The organism is Arthrobacter sp. MW3 TE3886 (assembly GCF_041262145.1).
Classification (GTDB): Bacteria; Actinomycetota; Actinomycetes; order Actinomycetales; family Micrococcaceae; genus Arthrobacter.
Map to the genome: position 1 here is coordinate 3,582,181 of NZ_JBGCAN010000001.1, position 16,721 is coordinate 3,598,901.

Annotated in this window: 15 protein-coding genes; 7 read left to right on the top strand and 8 right to left on the bottom strand. The window is 67.2% G+C overall.

The window, feature by feature from the left end:
• Positions 1-145: 145 nt before the first annotated feature.
• The 5 genes from ABH915_RS16265 to mnmA form a co-directional block, all read right to left on the bottom strand.
• Positions 146-1,849 (bottom strand): ABC transporter ATP-binding protein, encoded by a 1,704-nt coding sequence (locus ABH915_RS16265; protein WP_370123193.1) that lies wholly within the window; start codon positions 1,847-1,849, stop codon positions 146-148.
• Positions 1,846-2,859: an ABC transporter permease gene (locus ABH915_RS16270; RefSeq protein WP_370123196.1), complete on the bottom strand. Its 1,014-nt coding sequence runs from the start codon at positions 2,857-2,859 to the stop codon at positions 1,846-1,848. The genes ABH915_RS16265 and ABH915_RS16270 overlap by 4 nt, the downstream gene beginning before the upstream one ends.
• Positions 2,860-2,861: 2 nt before the next feature.
• Positions 2,862-3,953, bottom strand: coding sequence for an ABC transporter permease (locus tag ABH915_RS16275; protein WP_370123199.1), 1,092 nt, complete (start codon positions 3,951-3,953; stop codon positions 2,862-2,864).
• Between the two features lie 134 nt (positions 3,954-4,087).
• A complete protein-coding gene (locus tag ABH915_RS16280) occupies positions 4,088-5,716 on the bottom strand; it encodes an ABC transporter substrate-binding protein (RefSeq protein ID WP_370123201.1) in 1,629 nt (542 codons plus the stop codon).
• Between the two features lie 286 nt (positions 5,717-6,002).
• On the bottom strand, positions 6,003-7,115 hold the full coding sequence (gene mnmA, locus ABH915_RS16285) for a tRNA 2-thiouridine(34) synthase MnmA (protein ID WP_370123204.1): 1,113 nt from the start codon (positions 7,113-7,115) through the stop codon (positions 6,003-6,005).
• A gap of 268 nt (positions 7,116-7,383) precedes the next feature.
• On the opposite strand from mnmA, the gene ABH915_RS16290 reads away from it, so the two are divergent.
• The gene (locus tag ABH915_RS16290) at positions 7,384-8,622 is read left to right on the top strand and encodes an NAD(P)/FAD-dependent oxidoreductase (protein ID WP_370123206.1); all 1,239 of its coding nucleotides are present in this window, start codon (positions 7,384-7,386) and stop codon (positions 8,620-8,622) included.
• Between the two features lie 7 nt (positions 8,623-8,629).
• On the opposite strand, the gene ABH915_RS16295 is transcribed toward ABH915_RS16290, so the two are convergent.
• On the bottom strand, positions 8,630-9,871 hold the full coding sequence (locus tag ABH915_RS16295) for a cysteine desulfurase family protein (RefSeq protein WP_370123208.1): 1,242 nt from the start codon (positions 9,869-9,871) through the stop codon (positions 8,630-8,632).
• 152 nt (positions 9,872-10,023) lie between these two features.
• Here ABH915_RS16295 and ABH915_RS16300 point away from each other — a divergent pair, with 152 nt between their 5' ends.
• Complete coding sequence (locus ABH915_RS16300; RefSeq protein WP_370123211.1) at positions 10,024-11,025, top strand: DMT family transporter; 1,002 nt, start codon at positions 10,024-10,026, stop codon at positions 11,023-11,025.
• Here the strand turns inward: ABH915_RS16300 and ABH915_RS16305 are convergent.
• Positions 10,967-11,737 carry a helix-turn-helix transcriptional regulator gene (locus tag ABH915_RS16305; protein WP_370123213.1) on the bottom strand — a complete coding sequence of 257 codons (771 nt, stop codon included), beginning with the start codon at positions 11,735-11,737 and terminating at the stop codon, positions 10,967-10,969. The two genes, ABH915_RS16300 and ABH915_RS16305, sit on opposite strands and share 59 nt — an antisense overlap.
• A gap of 92 nt (positions 11,738-11,829) precedes the next feature.
• On the opposite strand from ABH915_RS16305, the gene ABH915_RS16310 reads away from it, so the two are divergent.
• The gene (locus tag ABH915_RS16310; RefSeq protein ID WP_370123216.1) at positions 11,830-12,258 is read left to right on the top strand and encodes a hypothetical protein; all 429 of its coding nucleotides are present in this window, start codon (positions 11,830-11,832) and stop codon (positions 12,256-12,258) included.
• Positions 12,259-12,301: 43 nt separating this feature from the next.
• On the opposite strand, the gene ABH915_RS16315 is transcribed toward ABH915_RS16310, so the two are convergent.
• Positions 12,302-13,195: a diacylglycerol kinase family protein gene (locus ABH915_RS16315; RefSeq protein ID WP_370123219.1), complete on the bottom strand. Its 894-nt coding sequence runs from the start codon at positions 13,193-13,195 to the stop codon at positions 12,302-12,304.
• Between the two features lie 141 nt (positions 13,196-13,336).
• Here ABH915_RS16315 and ABH915_RS16320 point away from each other — a divergent pair, with 141 nt between their 5' ends.
• From ABH915_RS16320 to ABH915_RS16335, 4 genes are all read left to right on the top strand, one after another.
• Entirely contained in the window at positions 13,337-14,320 is a 984-nt protein-coding gene (locus ABH915_RS16320; RefSeq protein ID WP_370123222.1) for a J domain-containing protein, read from the top strand.
• 81 nt (positions 14,321-14,401) lie between these two features.
• The gene (locus tag ABH915_RS16325) at positions 14,402-14,869 is read left to right on the top strand and encodes a tRNA (cytidine(34)-2'-O)-methyltransferase (RefSeq protein WP_026538402.1); all 468 of its coding nucleotides are present in this window, start codon (positions 14,402-14,404) and stop codon (positions 14,867-14,869) included.
• 308 nt (positions 14,870-15,177) lie between these two features.
• Positions 15,178-15,783 carry an ECF RNA polymerase sigma factor SigK gene (gene sigK / locus ABH915_RS16330; protein WP_018775186.1) on the top strand — a complete coding sequence of 202 codons (606 nt, stop codon included), beginning with the start codon at positions 15,178-15,180 and terminating at the stop codon, positions 15,781-15,783.
• Between the two features lie 10 nt (positions 15,784-15,793).
• Positions 15,794-16,693: an anti-sigma factor domain-containing protein gene (locus ABH915_RS16335; RefSeq protein ID WP_370123227.1), complete on the top strand. Its 900-nt coding sequence runs from the start codon at positions 15,794-15,796 to the stop codon at positions 16,691-16,693.
• Positions 16,694-16,721: the final 28 nt, after the last annotated feature.

A 16,721-nucleotide genomic window follows, 5' to 3' on the forward strand; every position in this document is an offset into this window, starting at 1 on the left:
CCGTTGCAGGCCGCCCGCGGAGACACCAATGGGCATGCCCACCGTTCGTGGCGAACGGTGGGCATGCCCAAGTGGCTGCGGCATTGCCGGAGCCCGGGCCGGCGCCGGAGCGGGCCTCAATCGGGCCGGCGCCCGGTCCTGGCGGTTAGCTGTGGAGCACGGCCTTGAATGCCTCGCGGCGCCTTGCCTGTTCGTCGGGATCCGGAACGGGCAGCGAAGCGATGAGCTTCTTCGTGTAGTCGTGCTGCGGGTTGCCCATCACCTGGTTGCCGAGGCCCTGCTCCACCATCTTGCCCTTGTAGAGCACGCCGACCCAGTGGGAGAGCATGTCCACCACGGCGAGGTCGTGGCTGATGAACAGGGCCGCGAAGCCGAATTCCTGCTGGATCTCCTTGAACAGCTCCAGCACCACGGCCTGCACGGACACGTCCAGGGCCGAGGTCGGCTCATCGGCGATGAGCAGCTTCGGGTTCAGGATGAGCGCCCGCGCCAGGGAGGCGCGCTGGCGCTGCCCGCCGGAGAGTTCGTGCGGGAACCGGTCAGCGTACGAGGCCGGCAGCTGCACGGACTCGAGCAGCTCCCCGACCCTCTTGCGCGCCTCGGCCGCGGTCGGGTTGGAGTGGATGATCAGCGGTTCCGCCACGCAGTCGCCGATGGTCAGCTGCGGGTTGAACGAGGCTGCCGGGTCCTGGAACACGAAGCCGATCTCCTTGCGGAGCGGCTTGAAGGTGCGCTCCTTGAAGTTCAGCATCTCGTACCCCAGCACCTTCAGGCTGCCGCCCGTGGTGCGGTTCAGGCCGGCGATTGCCCGGCCGATGGTGGTTTTGCCGGAGCCGGACTCCCCCACGAGGCCGAAGACTTCGCCTTCGGAGACGGTGAAGCTGACGCCGTCGACGGCCTTGAACGCCGGGCTGCCGAGCCGCCCCGGATACTCGATGGTCAGGTTCTTCGCCTCGACCAGCACCTTGCCGCCCTGGTGGGCGCGTTCGACCATGCCCTCCGAGGCGGAGTTGCGGCCAAGGTGCGGGACGGCGGCGAGGAGCTTCTTGGTGTAGTCCTCCTTGGGCTCGGCGAACAGCACCCGTGAGGATGCCTCCTCCACGACGTCGCCCTGGTACATGACCACGACGCGGTCGGCGAGGTCGGCGACGACGCCCATGTTGTGCGTAATCAGCACGATGGAGGTCCCGTAGTTGTCGCGCAGGTCCCGCAGAAGTTCAAGGATCTCGGCCTGCACGGTGACATCCAGGGCGGTCGTGGGCTCGTCGGCCACGATGAGGCCAGGGTTCAGGGCCAGCGCGGCGGCAATCACGACGCGCTGTTTCTGGCCGCCCGAGAACTGGTGCGGGTAGTAGTTGACCCGCGTCTCCGGGTCCGGGATGCCCACCTTGCGGAGGGCCTCAATTGCCCGCGCCTTGGCCTCCTTGGCCGAGACCTTGCTGCGGCCGCCGCTGCCGGCGTGTGCGCGGATGCCCTCGGCAATCTGCCACCCCACGGTGAAGACCGGGTTGAGGGCGGTGGATGGCTCCTGGAACACCATGGCCACGTCGCGGCCCCGGATCTCCCGCAGCTTGGCTTCACTGACGCTGATGACGTTGTTGCCGTTGATCAGGACAGCGCCCTGGCTGATGGCCGTCTCCGGCAAAAGTCCCAGGATGGTCTTGGCCGTCACGGTCTTGCCCGATCCCGACTCGCCAACAATGGCGACGACTTCGCCGGGGTTGACCTCGAGGCTGACGTCCTTGACGGCGTACACATCCCCGGCGTCGGTCGCGAAGGTGACTTTAAGGTGGTCGATGTCCAGGACCGGGCCTGCGCCTGCGCCCGGCTTGTCGATGTTGATGGTCATAGAACTCTCGATTCTGCTTCGAGTGCAGCCTGGGTGCCGGCGGTGGAGTCCGGTCCGCCCTTGCCTGCCACAGCCTTCTTGCGACCCCGCAGGCGGGGATCGTTGAGGTCGTTGATGCTCTCACCGACGAGGGTCAGCCCAAGCACGGTCAGGACGATCGCCGTACCGGGGTAGACACCGGTCCACCAGATGCCCGAAGAGGCGTCTGCAATGGCCTTGTTCAGGTCATAGCCCCACTCGGCGGCGGAGGTCGGCTCGATGCCGAACCCCAGGAAGCCAAGGCCCGCCAGGGTCAGGATGGCCTCGGACGCATTCAGCGTGAAAATCAGCGGCAGCGTGCGGGTGGCGTTCTTGAAGATGTGCCGGCCCATGATGCGGATGCTGGAGGCACCCACCACCTTGGCCGATTCGACGTACGGCTCCGCCTTCAGCCGGATCGTCTCGGCACGGATGACGCGGAAGTACTGCGGGACGAACACCACCGAGATGGAAATGGAGCAGGCAACAATGCCTCCCCAGAAACTGGACTGGCCGTGGCTGATGACGATTGACATCACGATGGCCAGCAGCAGGGACGGGAAAGCGTAGATCGCGTCGGCGACCACCACGAACACCCGGTCGAGCCAGCCGCCGAAGTAGCCGCTGACGAGTCCGAGGGCTACGCCGAGGAAGATCGACATCGCGACGGCGACGATGATCACCACGGCGGCCGTCTGGGCACCCCAGAGCACCCGCGAATAAACGTCATAGCCACCAACCGTCGTGCCCCAGATGTGGGCCGGGCTGGGGGGCTGCTGGGTCGGGAAGGGACCGGCGGCGTCGCTGAGCTGGGCAAACCCGTAGGGCGCGATCCACGGCGCAAACACGGCGACGAGCAGGAAGACGGCGGCCAGCACCATGCCCGTGACGAGCATGCCGCGTTGCAGCCCGACGCTCGAGCGGAAATGCGAGATCACCGGCAGCCGGTAGACGAGGGGCTGCTTGCGCCCGCTTACTTTGGTTGCATTCATGGCTAGTACCTCACTCGCGGGTCGATCAGGGCTGCGACGACGTCCACGATGAAGTTCGTGACGGCAACAATGACCGCCAGCATTACGACGATTCCCTGGACGGCCACGAAGTCACGGGCGTTCAGGTATTGCACCAGCTGGTAGCCGAGGCCCTTCCACTCGAAGGTGGACTCCGTGAGGACGGCGCCGCCGAGCAGGAGGGCAATCTGGAGCCCCATGACCGTGATGATCGGGATGAGGGCAGGCTTGTAGGCATGCTTGGTCACGAGCCGGTAGTTACTGACGCCACGGGACCGGCCGGCCTCGACGTAATCCTTGCCGAGCGTGCCGATGACGTTGGTGCGGACCAGCCGCAGGAAGACCCCTGCCGTCAGAAGCCCGAGGGTGAGCGCGGGGAGGACTGAATGGGCCGCGACGTCGCCGAACGCGGCCATGTTGCCGCTGCGCAAGGCATCCAGCCAGTAGATCCCGGTCGGTGCGGCCAGGCTTCCCATGGCCAGTTCGGTCCTGGTGGAGGCCCGTCCTGCGACGGGCAGCCAGCCGAGCCAGACGGAGAAGGCCAGCTTCATCAGCAGGCCGGCGAAAAACACCGGGGTGGCGTAGCAGAGGATAGCGAAGAACCGCAGGACTGCGTCGGGTGCCTTATCGCGCTTGTAGGCGGAGATCAGCCCGAGCGGGATGCCGACCAAGAGCGCCACGATGAGGGCATTGATGGCCAGTTCCAGGGTTGCCGTGCCAAACGTGATGATCATTTCGACCACGGGCCGGCGGTCGGTGATGGTGGTGCCGAAGTTGCCGGTCGCCACCTGGCCAACGTATTCGAGGTACTGCACGAGGATCGGGCGGTCGTAGCCGGCATCGTGGATGCGCTGCGCGAGCGCCTCCGGCGGAAGCCTGCCGCCCTGGGCTGCGGTGATGGGGTCGCCGATGACCCGCATCAGGAAGAAGACCAACGTCACCAGGATGAAAATGGTCGGAATGATCAGGAAGAACCGGATCAGGATGTAGGTCCCCAAGCCCCCACCCGAGGATTTTTTCTTGGACGGAAGAAGTCCGTCGGCGTCGCTTGGCGGCGCCTCAATCAATGTTGTCATTGGTACCTAAGATTGTGCTGTCGCGGCCTTGGGCGGGCCGGCGTGGACTGCAGGGTGCGGCAATGACCAGCAAAGGCGGGGCGCCTCGAGGGCGCCCCGCCTGGCAGGCTGGTCAGGTCAGCACAGGTGCAGCCTTACTTGGAAATAGTTCCCAAACGGAACTTGAAGGAGGCATCGAGGGTGGTATCGACACCCTTGACACCGCTGCCGGAGATGGCAACCTGCGCGCCCTGGAGCAGCGGAAGCGTGGAGATGTCCTTGGCGAGGGCATTCTGCGCATCCTTGATTGTGGACTCGCGTTCAGTCTTATCGACGGTGGTGAGCTGCTTGCTGATCAGGTCGTTGACGGTCGGGTTGTTGTAGTGGTTCTTCAGGAAGCCGCCCTCCGGGAAGAACGGGGTCAGGTAGTTGTCGGCGTCGCTGAAGTCCGGGAACCAGCCAAACTGGAACAGGGGGTATTCATCGGCGCGGCTGGCCTTGCTGTAGGTGACCCATTCGGTGGACTGCAGGTTGACCTTGAACAAACCGGACTTCTCCAGCTGGTCCTTGATCATGGCGTACTCGTCGCCGGAGGACTTGCCGTAGTGGTCCGGGTTGTACTGCAGGTTCATCGAGACGGGGGTCGTCACACCGGCGTCGGCCAGGACCTTCTTGGCCTTGTCCAGGCTCGGCTTGCCGGCGTCGCCGTAAGCGTCCTTGAACGATTCGTTGGCGCCCAGGAAGCCGCTGGGAACGTTGGAGTACAGCGGCAGGTAGGTGCCCTTGTAGACCTGGTCCGCGATGGACTGGCGGTCAACGAGGTTCGCGACGGCCTGGCGGACGGCGAGCGCCTTGGCCGGATCGGCGTCGGCAGCCTTCGCACCGAACGGCATGGTGTCGTAATTGAAAGTGATGTAGCGGATTTCGCCGCCGGGGCCAACGTTGACCTTGACCTTGGAGTCCTTCTTCAGGTCATCGACGTCGGTGGCGCTCAGGCTGCGGTTAGCGACGTCGATGTTCCCCTGCTGGATGTCCAGCTTCATGTTGGTGGGATCGGCGTAGTACTTGATCGTGGCGGCGTCGTTGGCCGGCTTGCCGAGGACTCCCTGGTAATCCGGGAATGCCTTGAAGCTGATCAACTCGTTCTTCTTGTACGTGTCGATCACATACTGGCCGTAGAAGGCCTTGGCCTTGACGATCGAGTCGTCGTCAAGCAGCTTGTCCGCCGGGAAGACTTCATCGTCGACGATCGGCGCGGCAGGGCTGCTGAGGATCTGGGCGAAGGTCTGGTCGTTCGCCTGCTTCAGCTTGAAGACCACGGTGTTCGCATCGGGGGCGGTGATGCTTTCGACGTTGGTCAGCAGGCTTGCGGGACCGGCGGGATCATTGATCTTGGTCTGCCGGTCGAAGGAGAACTTGACGTCCTTGGAGTCGAGCGTGTGGCCGTTGGCCCACTTGAGGCCCGGCTTGAGCTTGACCGTGTACTCGGTCGGCGAGGTGAAGGACGCGGACTCGGCCAGGTCCGGCACGGGATCTGCGCTGCCCGGCTTCGAGTTGAGGAGGAAGGAGTAGATCTGGTTCATCACCATGAACGAACCGTTGTCGTAGGCGCCCGCCGGATCCAAGGCTGTGACCTTGTCCGTGGTGCCGTAGGCGATCGGACCGCTTGCTGCGGCTGATGACCCGCCAGCGCCGCCCGTCGGCCCGGTGCAGGCCGTCAGTGCAAAGGCGGAAACCCCGGCGAGCGCGATGACGCTCTGCCAGGCCTTTTTGTTCATTGCCATCTGTGAACTTTCTGTTCGATGCGTTCTAGCGCAGCCCGAAGTGAAACGAAGGACTCGTCGGGCGGCACGCTTTGCTGATCCCTAGATTCAACCAGACAATCATTCGGTGAAACGTTGCATTTTGTGAGTTGAGACACAAAATTTACACGATTCGAAGGTTTCTCTCATTTTCTTCAGGATTCCGCCCGGATCTTCGGCAGGGTCGCTGGCCCGCCGGCCGTGGGGTGAACGACGAAGGGCCCCGCCATCTGGCGGGACCCTTCGCTGGAGTCGGTGTGGCGGCCGGCTAGAGCGCGGCCCGCTGGAGTGAGCGCGCGGCATCGATCGTGGCCTGGCCGAGCACGCGGCTGCCCTGGTAGAGCACGACGGTCTGGCCGGGGGCCACGCCGCGCAGCGGCTCGGTGAGGGTGACCACGAGCTCGTCCCCCGCCATGTGCGCGCGGGCCGGGACGGGGTCGCCGTGGGCGCGGACCTGGGCGTAGCAGTCGAACTCTTCGCCCGTTGCCACCTCGGCGATGGGCCGCCCCGCCCAGGAGACCTTGATGCCGCGGATTTCGTCGATGGCGAGCAGCGCCTCCGGGCCCACCACCACCTTGTTCTCTTTGGGCCGGATCTCCAGCACGAACCGCGGCTTGCCATCCGCGGCCGGAGTGCCGAGCTTCAGCCCGCGGCGCTGGCCCACGGTGAACGCGTTGGCGCCCGGGTGCTCGCCGACCTTCGCGCCGGATTCGTCCACGATGTCCCCCGTGGTCATTTCAATCTTCTCGGCGAGCCAGCCGGCGGTGTCGCCGTCGGGGATGAAACAGATGTCGTGGCTGTCCGGCTTGTTCGCCACCGAAAGGCCGCGGCGCTCCGCCTCCGCGCGGACCTCAGCCTTGGACGGCGTCTCGGCCAGCGGGAACATCGAGTGCTTAAGCTGTTCGTGGGTCAGCACGCCGAGCACATAGCTCTGGTCCTTGGCCCAGTCCGCAGCGCGGTGCAGTTCGGGGTTGCCGTCGGCGTCGGTGATGACCTTGGCGTAGTGGCCGGTGCACACGGCATCGAAGCCCAGGGCGATGGCCTTCTCCAGCAGGGCGGCGAACTTGATCCGCTCGTTGCAGCGCATACAGGGATTGGGGGTGCGGCCCGCGGCGTATTCATCGATGAAGTCCTGGACGACATCTTCCTTGAACCGCTCGGAAAAGTCCCAGACGTAGTACGGGATCCCGAGGATGTCGCAGGCACGCCAGGCGTCACGGGAGTCCTCGATCGTGCAACAGCCTCGGCTGCCGGTTCGCAGGGTGCCCGGCATCCGGGACAGCGCGAGGTGGACGCCGACGACGTCGTGCCCCGCCTCGACGGCGCGGGCGGCGGCAACGGCGGAATCGACGCCGCCACTCATGGCTGCAAGAACTCGCATACTGGCTTTCTCTAGGGTTCGGGGTGTCGCAGGCTCCGGGGATGCTGTTCACAGCTGCAGTACGGCTGGGCTTCACAACTGGGCTTAACTGGGCTTAACAACTGGGCTGGTACTGCCGGCCCCCGGAAATAGCACAATGCCTGCTACGCCATTCTATCGCCACGCCGAATCCTCCCCAAAAAGCCTTGACGGGGCCGAGTCCCCCTTCTAGCGTCAGGATAAGCGGTTTTAGAAAACGGGAATGCGCACTCGCGGGAATCGAGCGGACATGGCTGTCGGGAACATCGTGATCGTGGGCGGCGGGCTGGCCGGCGCCACCGCCGCCAAGACATTGCGGGCGGAGGGATTCGGCGGCCCCGTGGTGCTGGTGGCCGCCGAATACCACCCGCCTTACCTGCGCCCGCCGCTGTCCAAGGAGTACCTGCTGGGCAAGGCCGGCGACGACACCCTGCCGGTGGTGCCCGAGGACTGGTACGACGCGAACGACGTCGACCTCCGGCTCGGCGTCCAGGCCACGGCGCTGGACCCCGCGGCCCGGGCCGTGGTTCTGGAGGACGGGCAGCGGCTGGAGTACGGCTCGCTCCTGCTCGCCACGGGAGCGCGGCCCAGGACCATCCCGCTGCCCGGCAGCGGGCTCGACGGCGTCAGCACGTTCCGGACGGTGGAGGACAGCCGGCGCCTGCATGCCCGCCTCGCCGGAGGTGGCCTGAACGTGGTCATGGTCGGGTCCGGCTGGATCGGGATGGAACTGGCCGCCGCCGCCAGCACCTTTGGAAACACCGTCACCCTGCTGGGGCTGGAGGACGTGCCGCTGGGCGCGGCGATCGGCCCGGACCTGGGTGGCTTCTTCCGCGAGCTGCACGGGGCCCACGGTGTACGGTTCAGGCTTCCGGCGTCTGCTGCCGGGATTCAGGGGCAGTCTGGACGGGCGACGGCAGTGGTCACCGATGCCGGCGAAGTGCTGCCCGCCGACCTGGTAGTCATAGCCGTCGGCGTCGTTCCGGAGGTCGGCTTGGCCGAGGCGGCCGGCCTCGGGATCCGCAACGGCATCCTCACCGACGCGTCGCTGCGGACCTCCGCGCCCGGGATCTTCGCCGCCGGCGACGTCGCGAATGCCGTGCACCCGTTCACCGGCGCGCACCACCGCAGCGAGCACTGGTCCAATGCCCTCAATGGCGGCAAGGTGGCCGCCAAGGCGATGCTCGGCCTCGACGCCACACTGGACACCATCCCGTACTTCTACACGGACCAGTACGACGTCAGCATGGAGTACTCGGGCTTCCCGACGCTCGTTGCCGGGCCGCCGGTCATCCGCGGCTCACTGGCGGACAAGGAGTTCATTGCCTTCTGGCAGCAGGAAGGCCGGGTGATCGCCGGAATGAACGTCAACTGGCCCCGCGCCGCCAAGCCGCAGAAGGCGATCAAGGCGCTCATCAACGCACGCACCGCCGTGAGCCCGGACCTGCTTGCCGACTCCTCGGTACCCCTGGATCAGCTCCTGGATTAACTCTGGATCAGCTCCTGCCGGAAGCCTGACGGGCAGACTCCCGCGCGACCGTTCCCGCGGTCTGGATGCTGGACTCATGCCCGGCCATGCCCGCCTGGCGGGCCCGCGCATAGGCTCCCGGCAGCGCAGCGAGCAGGGCATCGACGTCGGCGTCGGTCGAGGAATGCCCGAGCGTAAAGCGCTGCGCCCCCCTCGCAGTGTCCTCATCCAGGCCCATCGCCAGCAGCACGTGGGAGGGCCTCGGAACACCCGCGGTGCAGGCGGAGCCCGTGGAGGACTCGACGCCGGCGAGGTCCAGCAGGAACAGCAGCGAGTCCCCTTCGCAGCCGGGGAACGTGAAATGCGCATTGCCGGGCAGCCGCCCGGGGCCCGGGGCACCCCGCAGGACGGCCTCGGGGACGGCAGCACGGACCCCCTCAATCAGCCGGTCCCGAAGGGCGGCGATCCTGGCCGCTTCGTCGGGGAGTTTCGCGGCAACGGCCTCGGCGGCCGCGGCAAACGCGGCAATCGAGGCGGTGTCCAGCGTCCCGGAACGGACGTCGCGTTCCTGCCCGCCGCCATGCTGGACGGGGGTCAGCTTCACCGCGCGGCCCAGGATCAGCGCACCGACGCCGACCGGTCCGCCGATCTTATGCCCGGAGACGGACATGGCGTCCAGGCCCGTCCCGCGGAAGTCAACGGGCAGGGAACCGAAGGCCTGGACGGCGTCGGAGTGGACCGGTACGCCGGCACCGTGGGCCAGTTCCACAACCCGGGCGACGGGCTGGATGGTGCCGACCTCATTGTTGGCCCACATGACGCTCACCAGTGCGATCGAGCCCGGATCCCGGGACAGCTCGGCTTCGAGCACGGCCAGGTCCACGACGCCAGCGGCATCCACCGGGAGCCAGCAGACCTCGGCGCCCTCATGCCGTTCGAGCCATTCGACGGTGTCCAGCACCGCGTGGTGTTCGACGGCGGAACACAGGATGCGGTTACGCGCGGGATCCTCGGCACGGCGGGCCCAGTACAGGCCCTTGACCGCCAGGTTGTCCGCCTCGGTCCCGCCGGAGGTAAAGATGACCTCCGAGGGATGGGCGCCGGCGGCCGCCGCGAGAACTTCCCTCGCGTCCTCCACGGAACGCCGGGCACGGCGGCCCGATCCATGCAGCGATGAGGGGTTGCCGGTCCGGGCCAGTTCGCGCGTCAGTGCGGCCAGCGCTTCCGGGGCGAGGGTGGTAGTGGCGGCGTGATCGAGGTAGACAGGCACAGCCCAATTCTACCTGCGTGCACCCGGGCAGCCGCGGCGCCAGGGCGAAAGCGCAGCGTTGGGGCGAAGGCATAGTGCCGGGCCGAAGGTCCGGGGCGAGGGCGCCGGGCGGAGGGACGGGGAAGAGGACGGTACTGGTGTACATTCAAGCGGTGAAAGCGCCACTCTGCCTTGTGCTGGCCACCCTGTTCTGGTCCGGCAATTTCGTCGTCGGACGGGCCGCCGTCGCCTCCATGACCCCGCTGGAGCTGACCTTCTGGCGCTGGACCCTGGCCGCCGTGCCGCTGCTGGTCCTGGCCCACTTCGTCGAGAAGCCCGACTGGGGCGCCGTGCTGCGCCACTGGCGGGTGCTCCTGCTGCTGAGTGTCCTGGGCATGAGCGGCTACACGCTGCTGCTCTACGGCGCGCTCGGATTCACGTCCGCGATGAACGCCTCCCTGATGACGGCCGCAAACCCGGCCCTCATCGTGGTCATGGCGATCATCCTGCTCGGCGAGAAGACCACGCGGCTGGGCTGGCTCGGCATCTGCCTTGGCCTGTTGGGTGTGCTGCTCGTCCTGACCCAGGGCGACCTGGCCCGCGTGGTCAGCCTCTCCATCAACACCGGTGAGCTCATGATGATCGGCGCGATCATCGTCTGGGGCTTCTACACGATCATTGCCCGCCGGCTGACTGTGCCGCCCATCGCGGCCACAGCGGTGCAGGTGGTGATCGCGACCGTGACGCTGGCGCCGTTTGCCCTCGCCATGAACGTGCAGTTTCCCGACACCGCGGCCGAGGGCTGGTCAATGGCGTACATCGCCCTGTTCCCGTCCCTTGGTTCCTACCTGCTCTGGAACCTGGCGCTGAAAACCACCCCGTCCGGGACTGCGGGAAACTACCTCAACCTGATGGTCGTCTTTACCGCGATCATCACCGTGCTGCTCGGGACGCCGCTCACCCTCGTGCAGATCGTAGGCGGCCTCCTGGTGATCGCCGGCGTCCTGCTGACCGGAATCAAGGGCCAGGCCCGCAGTGCCGGCCGGCCCGCCGGCAGGGCCCCGGCCGGGACGGTCGCCGCCGCGTCAGGCAGGGCGGGTCACGCAGGCAGCCCGGTCACAATGGCAGAATACGGGCACAGCACTGCCCGGGCTGCGCGCCGCCCTGCTCCCTGAGATCTTCGATGGCGAGCGCTTCGATCCGGCCCGGGTCGATCCCCAGGGCCGTTGAGGCCCCGCCGAGGAAGGCGCCGTTCATGGCACACACCACGTCTGCGTGCCCGGCGGCGAGCCGGTGGAACGGGCAGTTCAGCAGCACCAGTCCCCCGCCGCCGTCGTCCGCCGGGCAGTAGCCCTGCCCCGCCAGGAAGTCCGCGAACGGACCGGCGCCATCGGGACCGCCGGCGGAGTCCGCCTCCGCAGCCCCGGCGGCCCCCTCCGGCTCGCGGCCGGCTGCGCGGGCTGCCGACTCACCCGCTGACTGCCCCCTGGCGCGGGCAGCCCGGAGCAGGGCCTCCCGCGGCGATCCGCCGCCGCTGGTTGCGTCCTCGATCGCGGACACCAGCAGTTCGGCGGCGAGGTCATAGTGGCGGTCGGGAACGGAGGCCGCGACCTCGTCCACGGCGGCCCGGTACAGCTTGGCGGGCCTGCCGGAACCGGGGCCCTCCCGCCCTCCGAGCTTGCGGAACTCCACGGCCAGCAGCCCGTCTTTCACCAGCCGGTCCAGATGGAAGGAGGCGGTGCTCCGCGCCAGGCCGACGGCCCGGGCTGCATCTTCCCGGCCAACGGCATCCGCCGCTGAGGCGACGAAGTCAAAGAGCCTCCTGCGGCTCTCGTCTCCCAGCGACGCGACCGCCGCGAGCCTGTGGTTCCACGGAAGCTTGGTCATGAAACAAGAATAACTCTAAAAACAAGAATCATTGCTTAATCCTCGTGCGGCCCTCTAAAATCGAGGTATCCACTTTTAGAAGGAGCAATGCCATGAAAGTTTCCCCAGCCCCCGCCACTCAGACGCATCAGCTCACAAAGGACCGCCAGGCCTTCCTGTCACTGCGGACCGTCTTCACGGTTGCGCCGATCCTGTTCGGCCTGGACAAGTTCACGAACCTTTTGACCGACTGGACCATGTATCTGGCCCCCGTGGTGACCCAGGTGGTCCCGCTGCCGGCCCAGACGATCATGTACATCGTTGGCGTGGTGGAGATCGCCGCCGGTGTAGCGGTGGCGCTGCGCCCGCGTTTCGGATCGGCGCTTGTGGCCGCCTGGCTGCTGGGCATCATCATCAACCTGATCATCCTCGGCGGCTTCTATGACGTCGCTCTGCGTGACTTCGGGCTGCTCGTGGGCGCCCTGGCACTGAACAGGCTATCCCCGCGCAAGGCCGCGCCGGCCGCTACGCCGGGCAGCTAGGCCAATCGGCTGGTCCCCAGCAGTTAAGCGACGACGCCGGGCACTACGCCAAAACGCAGACGGCCCGCGGAACGACCTCGATGGTCATCGGGAGCGCCCCGATCCGCTCGCCGTCGGCGTAGGCCATGATGTTGCCGGCCGACAGTTCCACGGTGCGGACCCGGCGAAGCTGCACGGCGGGGTGGCCCACGTGCTTGCCGGCAAACACTTTCGGGAACACGGCCAGCAGCCCGGTCCGGGACAGCCGGCTGACAATGAACAGGTCCAGGTAGCCGTCATCGAGGACGGCTTCCGGGACAATCCTCATCCCGCCGCCGATCGACTGGCCGTTGGCGACGGAAATCAGCATGGCGCCCTGCTGCCACCGCTCGCCGTCGGCCGTCACCGTGTAATCGATGGCCCGGAACGACGCCAGTTCCCGAAGCATGGCGAGCTGGTAGCGGATCTTGCCGCGCGGCCAATGCCAGTCATTGGCCCGCTCATTGACGGCGGCATCGAACCCGGCCGAGACGACGCCCGCAAACAAGCGGGAGGATCCTCCAGCGGTAATCCTGCCGGCGTCGATCATCCGGCCGCCGTCGGCCAAAGACTCCAGCGCCCGTTCGCAGGCCGCCGGGAGGTTGTGCAGCGGCAGGCCCAGCGCCCGGGCCGTATCGTTGCCCGTCCCGGTTGGAATGATGCCCAGCGGAACCTGACGGCCGGCACCGGAAATCGCATTGAGCCCGAGGTGGACCATGCCGTCGCCGCCCACCACCACGAGGGCATCCACGCCGGACTCCAGCACATCCTTAACGGCCTGCGCGAGCCCGGCATAGCTGTCTGCGCACAGCAGCAGGACCTCCGCCCCGGCTGCACGGAAGTGCGCCGCCGCGTCCTTCCCGGCGTGCCGCGCCCGGCCAAAGGATGCGCGCGGGTTGACGGCGACGGCGATCAGCATGCGCGCAATTATGCCAGCCGCCGGGAACCATCCCTGTACACGCAGTCGTTATCCTTCCAGCCGGTTAAACTGGGCACGCCGGACGCCCACGAACGGTCCGGCATTCGCACCGCCGGCACCATCAATGAAAAGGATCTCTGTTTGACGCAGGGCAGCAGCTCGCACTACCAGGTCCTCGGGATCCCCTTGTCGGCGACGGAGAAGGACATCAAAGTGGCGTACCGCAAGGCCGCCCGGACCGCCCACCCGGACCACGGCGGCGATCCTGCCGCGTTTCGGCGCGTCACCCTCGCCTACGAGACACTCATCGACACCAAGCGCCGCGCGGACTATGACCGCTCCTACGGCAGCGCATCCGGCGGGGCGTATGCGTCTCCCGCCGGCGACGAGGGCGCCCACTTCGACGCGCCGGCCGCGGGCAGCCGGGCCTCGGCCAACGTGCGACGGCCGAACACGCCGCGGAATACGGCCGCGGACCCACCCGTCTACGTTCCGCCGTTCGAGCAGTTTGACGGCGGGACGGCGGTGCCGCTGATTCCCGCCAGCGTGGCCCGACAGCAGGTCCACGGCATGCCCCGCAAGCGCGGAATCTTCGGTGCCGAAGCCCGGATCCAACGCGAGATGCGCACCGTGCAGCTCATCAGCAGACAGATCCTGACCACCATCCCGGCGGCGCGCCTCGTCAACGGGCTGCAGTCCCCGGCGGACAACAGCCACATCGACCACGCCGTCCTTGCCGGGTACCGGCTCGCGATCGTGGGATCCATGCTCCTGCCGCCGGGCGCCTATGCGTGGAACGGCAGCACGCTGACCCACGGCGGACGCTCCGTTGCCCCGCCCCAACTGGGCCACATCGTGCGCCGGATGCAGGACATATTTCCCGAGCTCAATGTCACCGGCTGGATTGTTGTCCACAGCACGGACGGCAATCTGCATCAACCGGTCATCGACCGGCACCGCCGCGCCGGCGGCCAGGGAAGCGGGTACGGGGAAGGCTCGGGCCTTGTCGAGGTGGTCAATGCCGCGGGCCTGGCCCGTGGCCTCAAACTTTTCCTCGGCTCGGGACCGGCTCCCAACACGGTCAACGTTCCCGTTCTGGCCCGCCTGCTGGGCGGAATGCACTAGATTCCGCCCAGTACTCCCCTGCGCCCCCGGGACAGAAGGCCCGCGGCGCGTTCGACGCCGCCGGCTCGCTAGGATGGAAACGTGTTCCGCATCCTCTTCCACACCCCCGAAATCCCCGGCAATACGGGAAACGCCATCAGGCTGGCTGCCATCACGGGCGCCGAACTGCATCTGGTGGAGCCCCTGGGCTTTGACTTCTCCGACGCCAAACTCCGGCGGGCGGGCCTGGACTACCATGACCTCGCCGTCGTGACCGTCCACCCGGACATCGACGCGGCGTGGGCCGCTCTGGAACCGGAACGGGTATTTGCCTTCACCTCTGACGGCGAGACCACGTACACAGACATCCGCTACCGCGCCGGGGACGTCCTCCTGTTTGGTCCTGAATCCGTGGGCTTGCCCGAGGAAGTCAAACACAGTCCCCGGGTGACGTCCCGGGTCCGCCTTCCGATGCTGCCAGCCCTGCGCTCGCTGAACCTGGCCAATGCGGCGTCCATCGCCGTCTACGAGGCGTGGCGCCAGAACGGGTTCGCAGGGGCCAAGTTGTAGCGGTCCGCCGCGGAGGCCCGCCAGGACCGGCGGCGGCCCCATGGGGAGCCCGCGGGAAAGAATTCCCGCGCACCGCGCCCATCCAGGTGCCGGGCTGCGCCGAATCACTTCTGAAGGCGGACACCAAATCCGCCACTCGGCATTGTGTCTACCAAGCATCATGCGGAGAAACGGAAGGGAGCGAGGAACGGCGGGTGAGAACAGTACATCTGGACAGATCCTCTGCCGGCGCGGCAGGGGCCGGCCTCGCGCAGCATGTCGCACCGAGTGGCCCGCGTTGGCCTGCAGGCGCCCTATGCTTGGGAGTGATGGAAACTCCGAATGCCCCGAACCCCGAGGCCGCCGCACCGGCGGGCACCTCAGCCGACATCAACGGCCGGCTCAGCAGCCTGCTGGCACTGATTGCCCAGGGTGACCAGACGGCGTTCGCGGAGTTTTACAGCCTTACCTCCAGGCGCGTCTTCGGCATGGCGCGCCGGGTCCTGATCGACACCGAACTCAGTGAGGACACCACCCAGGAAGTCTTCCTGCAGGTGTGGCAGAACGCCGCCAAGTTCAATCCCGCCGCCGGCAGTCCGCTCGCCTGGCTCATGACCATCTCGCACCGCCGCGCCGTTGACAAAGTCCGGTCCTCGCAGTCCGCCACCGACCGCGAAGCCAGATACGGTGCCAGCAGCCAGGAGATCGACCACGATTCCGTCTCGGACGAAGTCGGCAGCCGGCTCGAGGCCGAGGCCGTGGTCCGGTGCATGGAGACGCTGACCGATACGCAGCAGGAGTCCGTCCGGCTGGCATATTACGGCGGCCTCACCTACCGGGAAGTGGCCGAGCGGCTGAATGCCGCAGTACCTACCATCAAGTCCCGCATCCGCGATGGACTCATCCGACTGAAGACCTGCTTGGGGGTGAGCTGAATTGACCGACATGAACGCACCTGAGAACAACAACCGCCTCCCCGGCGGCTTCACCGCCGAGATCGCCACCGATCTGTCGTCCGGCCGCGTCGTGGACCTCGCCGAGGTCTACGCCCTCAACGCCGTGGACGACGCCGAACGCACCGCAATCGAGCAGTTCCTCGCCTCCGCGCCGGCAGCAGACCGGGATGCCTTCAACGACCGTGTCCGGCAGGCCCGGGAGACCCTGGCCACCAGCTTCACCGCAGAGGAAGAGCCTCCGGCCGGGCTGCTGGACCGGATCATGTCATCCCTGCCCGCGCAAACGGCAGAGCAGGCCGCAGCGCGGATCCCCGCCGCAGTGCCCCTTCCCGGCAAGGGTCCGCAAGCGACGCCGGTGCTGCCGCATCCGGCACGCGACAGCTCCGCACTGCCCGCCACCGACGAACTCGGTGCGGCCCGCCAGCGCAGGGAAGAACGCCGCCGCCCGCAGGGCATGCGGAACTGGCTCATCGGCGTCGCCGCCGCAGCCGTGATCGCCCTGGGCGGCGTGGGCGTCGGCGCGTACGTCGCCAACCAGAACGATCCGCTGAATCAGGTCATGCAGGCCAGCGACGTCCGCCAGGCCACCGTCGACGTCAACGGTGGCGGCACCGCCACCGTGTCGATCTCCCCGTCCAAGGACGCAGCCGTCGTCAAAATGAACGGCGTCCCCGCTCCGCCCACGGGCAAGGTCTACCAGATGTGGCTGATCCCCAAGGACGGCTCTGCCCCGGTCTCGCAGGGCCTCATGGACGCTGAAGCCCTGTCCAAGCCCGCGGTGGTCAAGGGCATCGGTTCCGCTGCCGCGCTGGGCATCACCGTGGAACCCGAAGGCGGATCCGCGTCACCTACCCTGCCGACCGTCGCAGCCGCACCGCTGGACGCCTAGCAACCTGCAGGACACGGCAAAGCCGCCC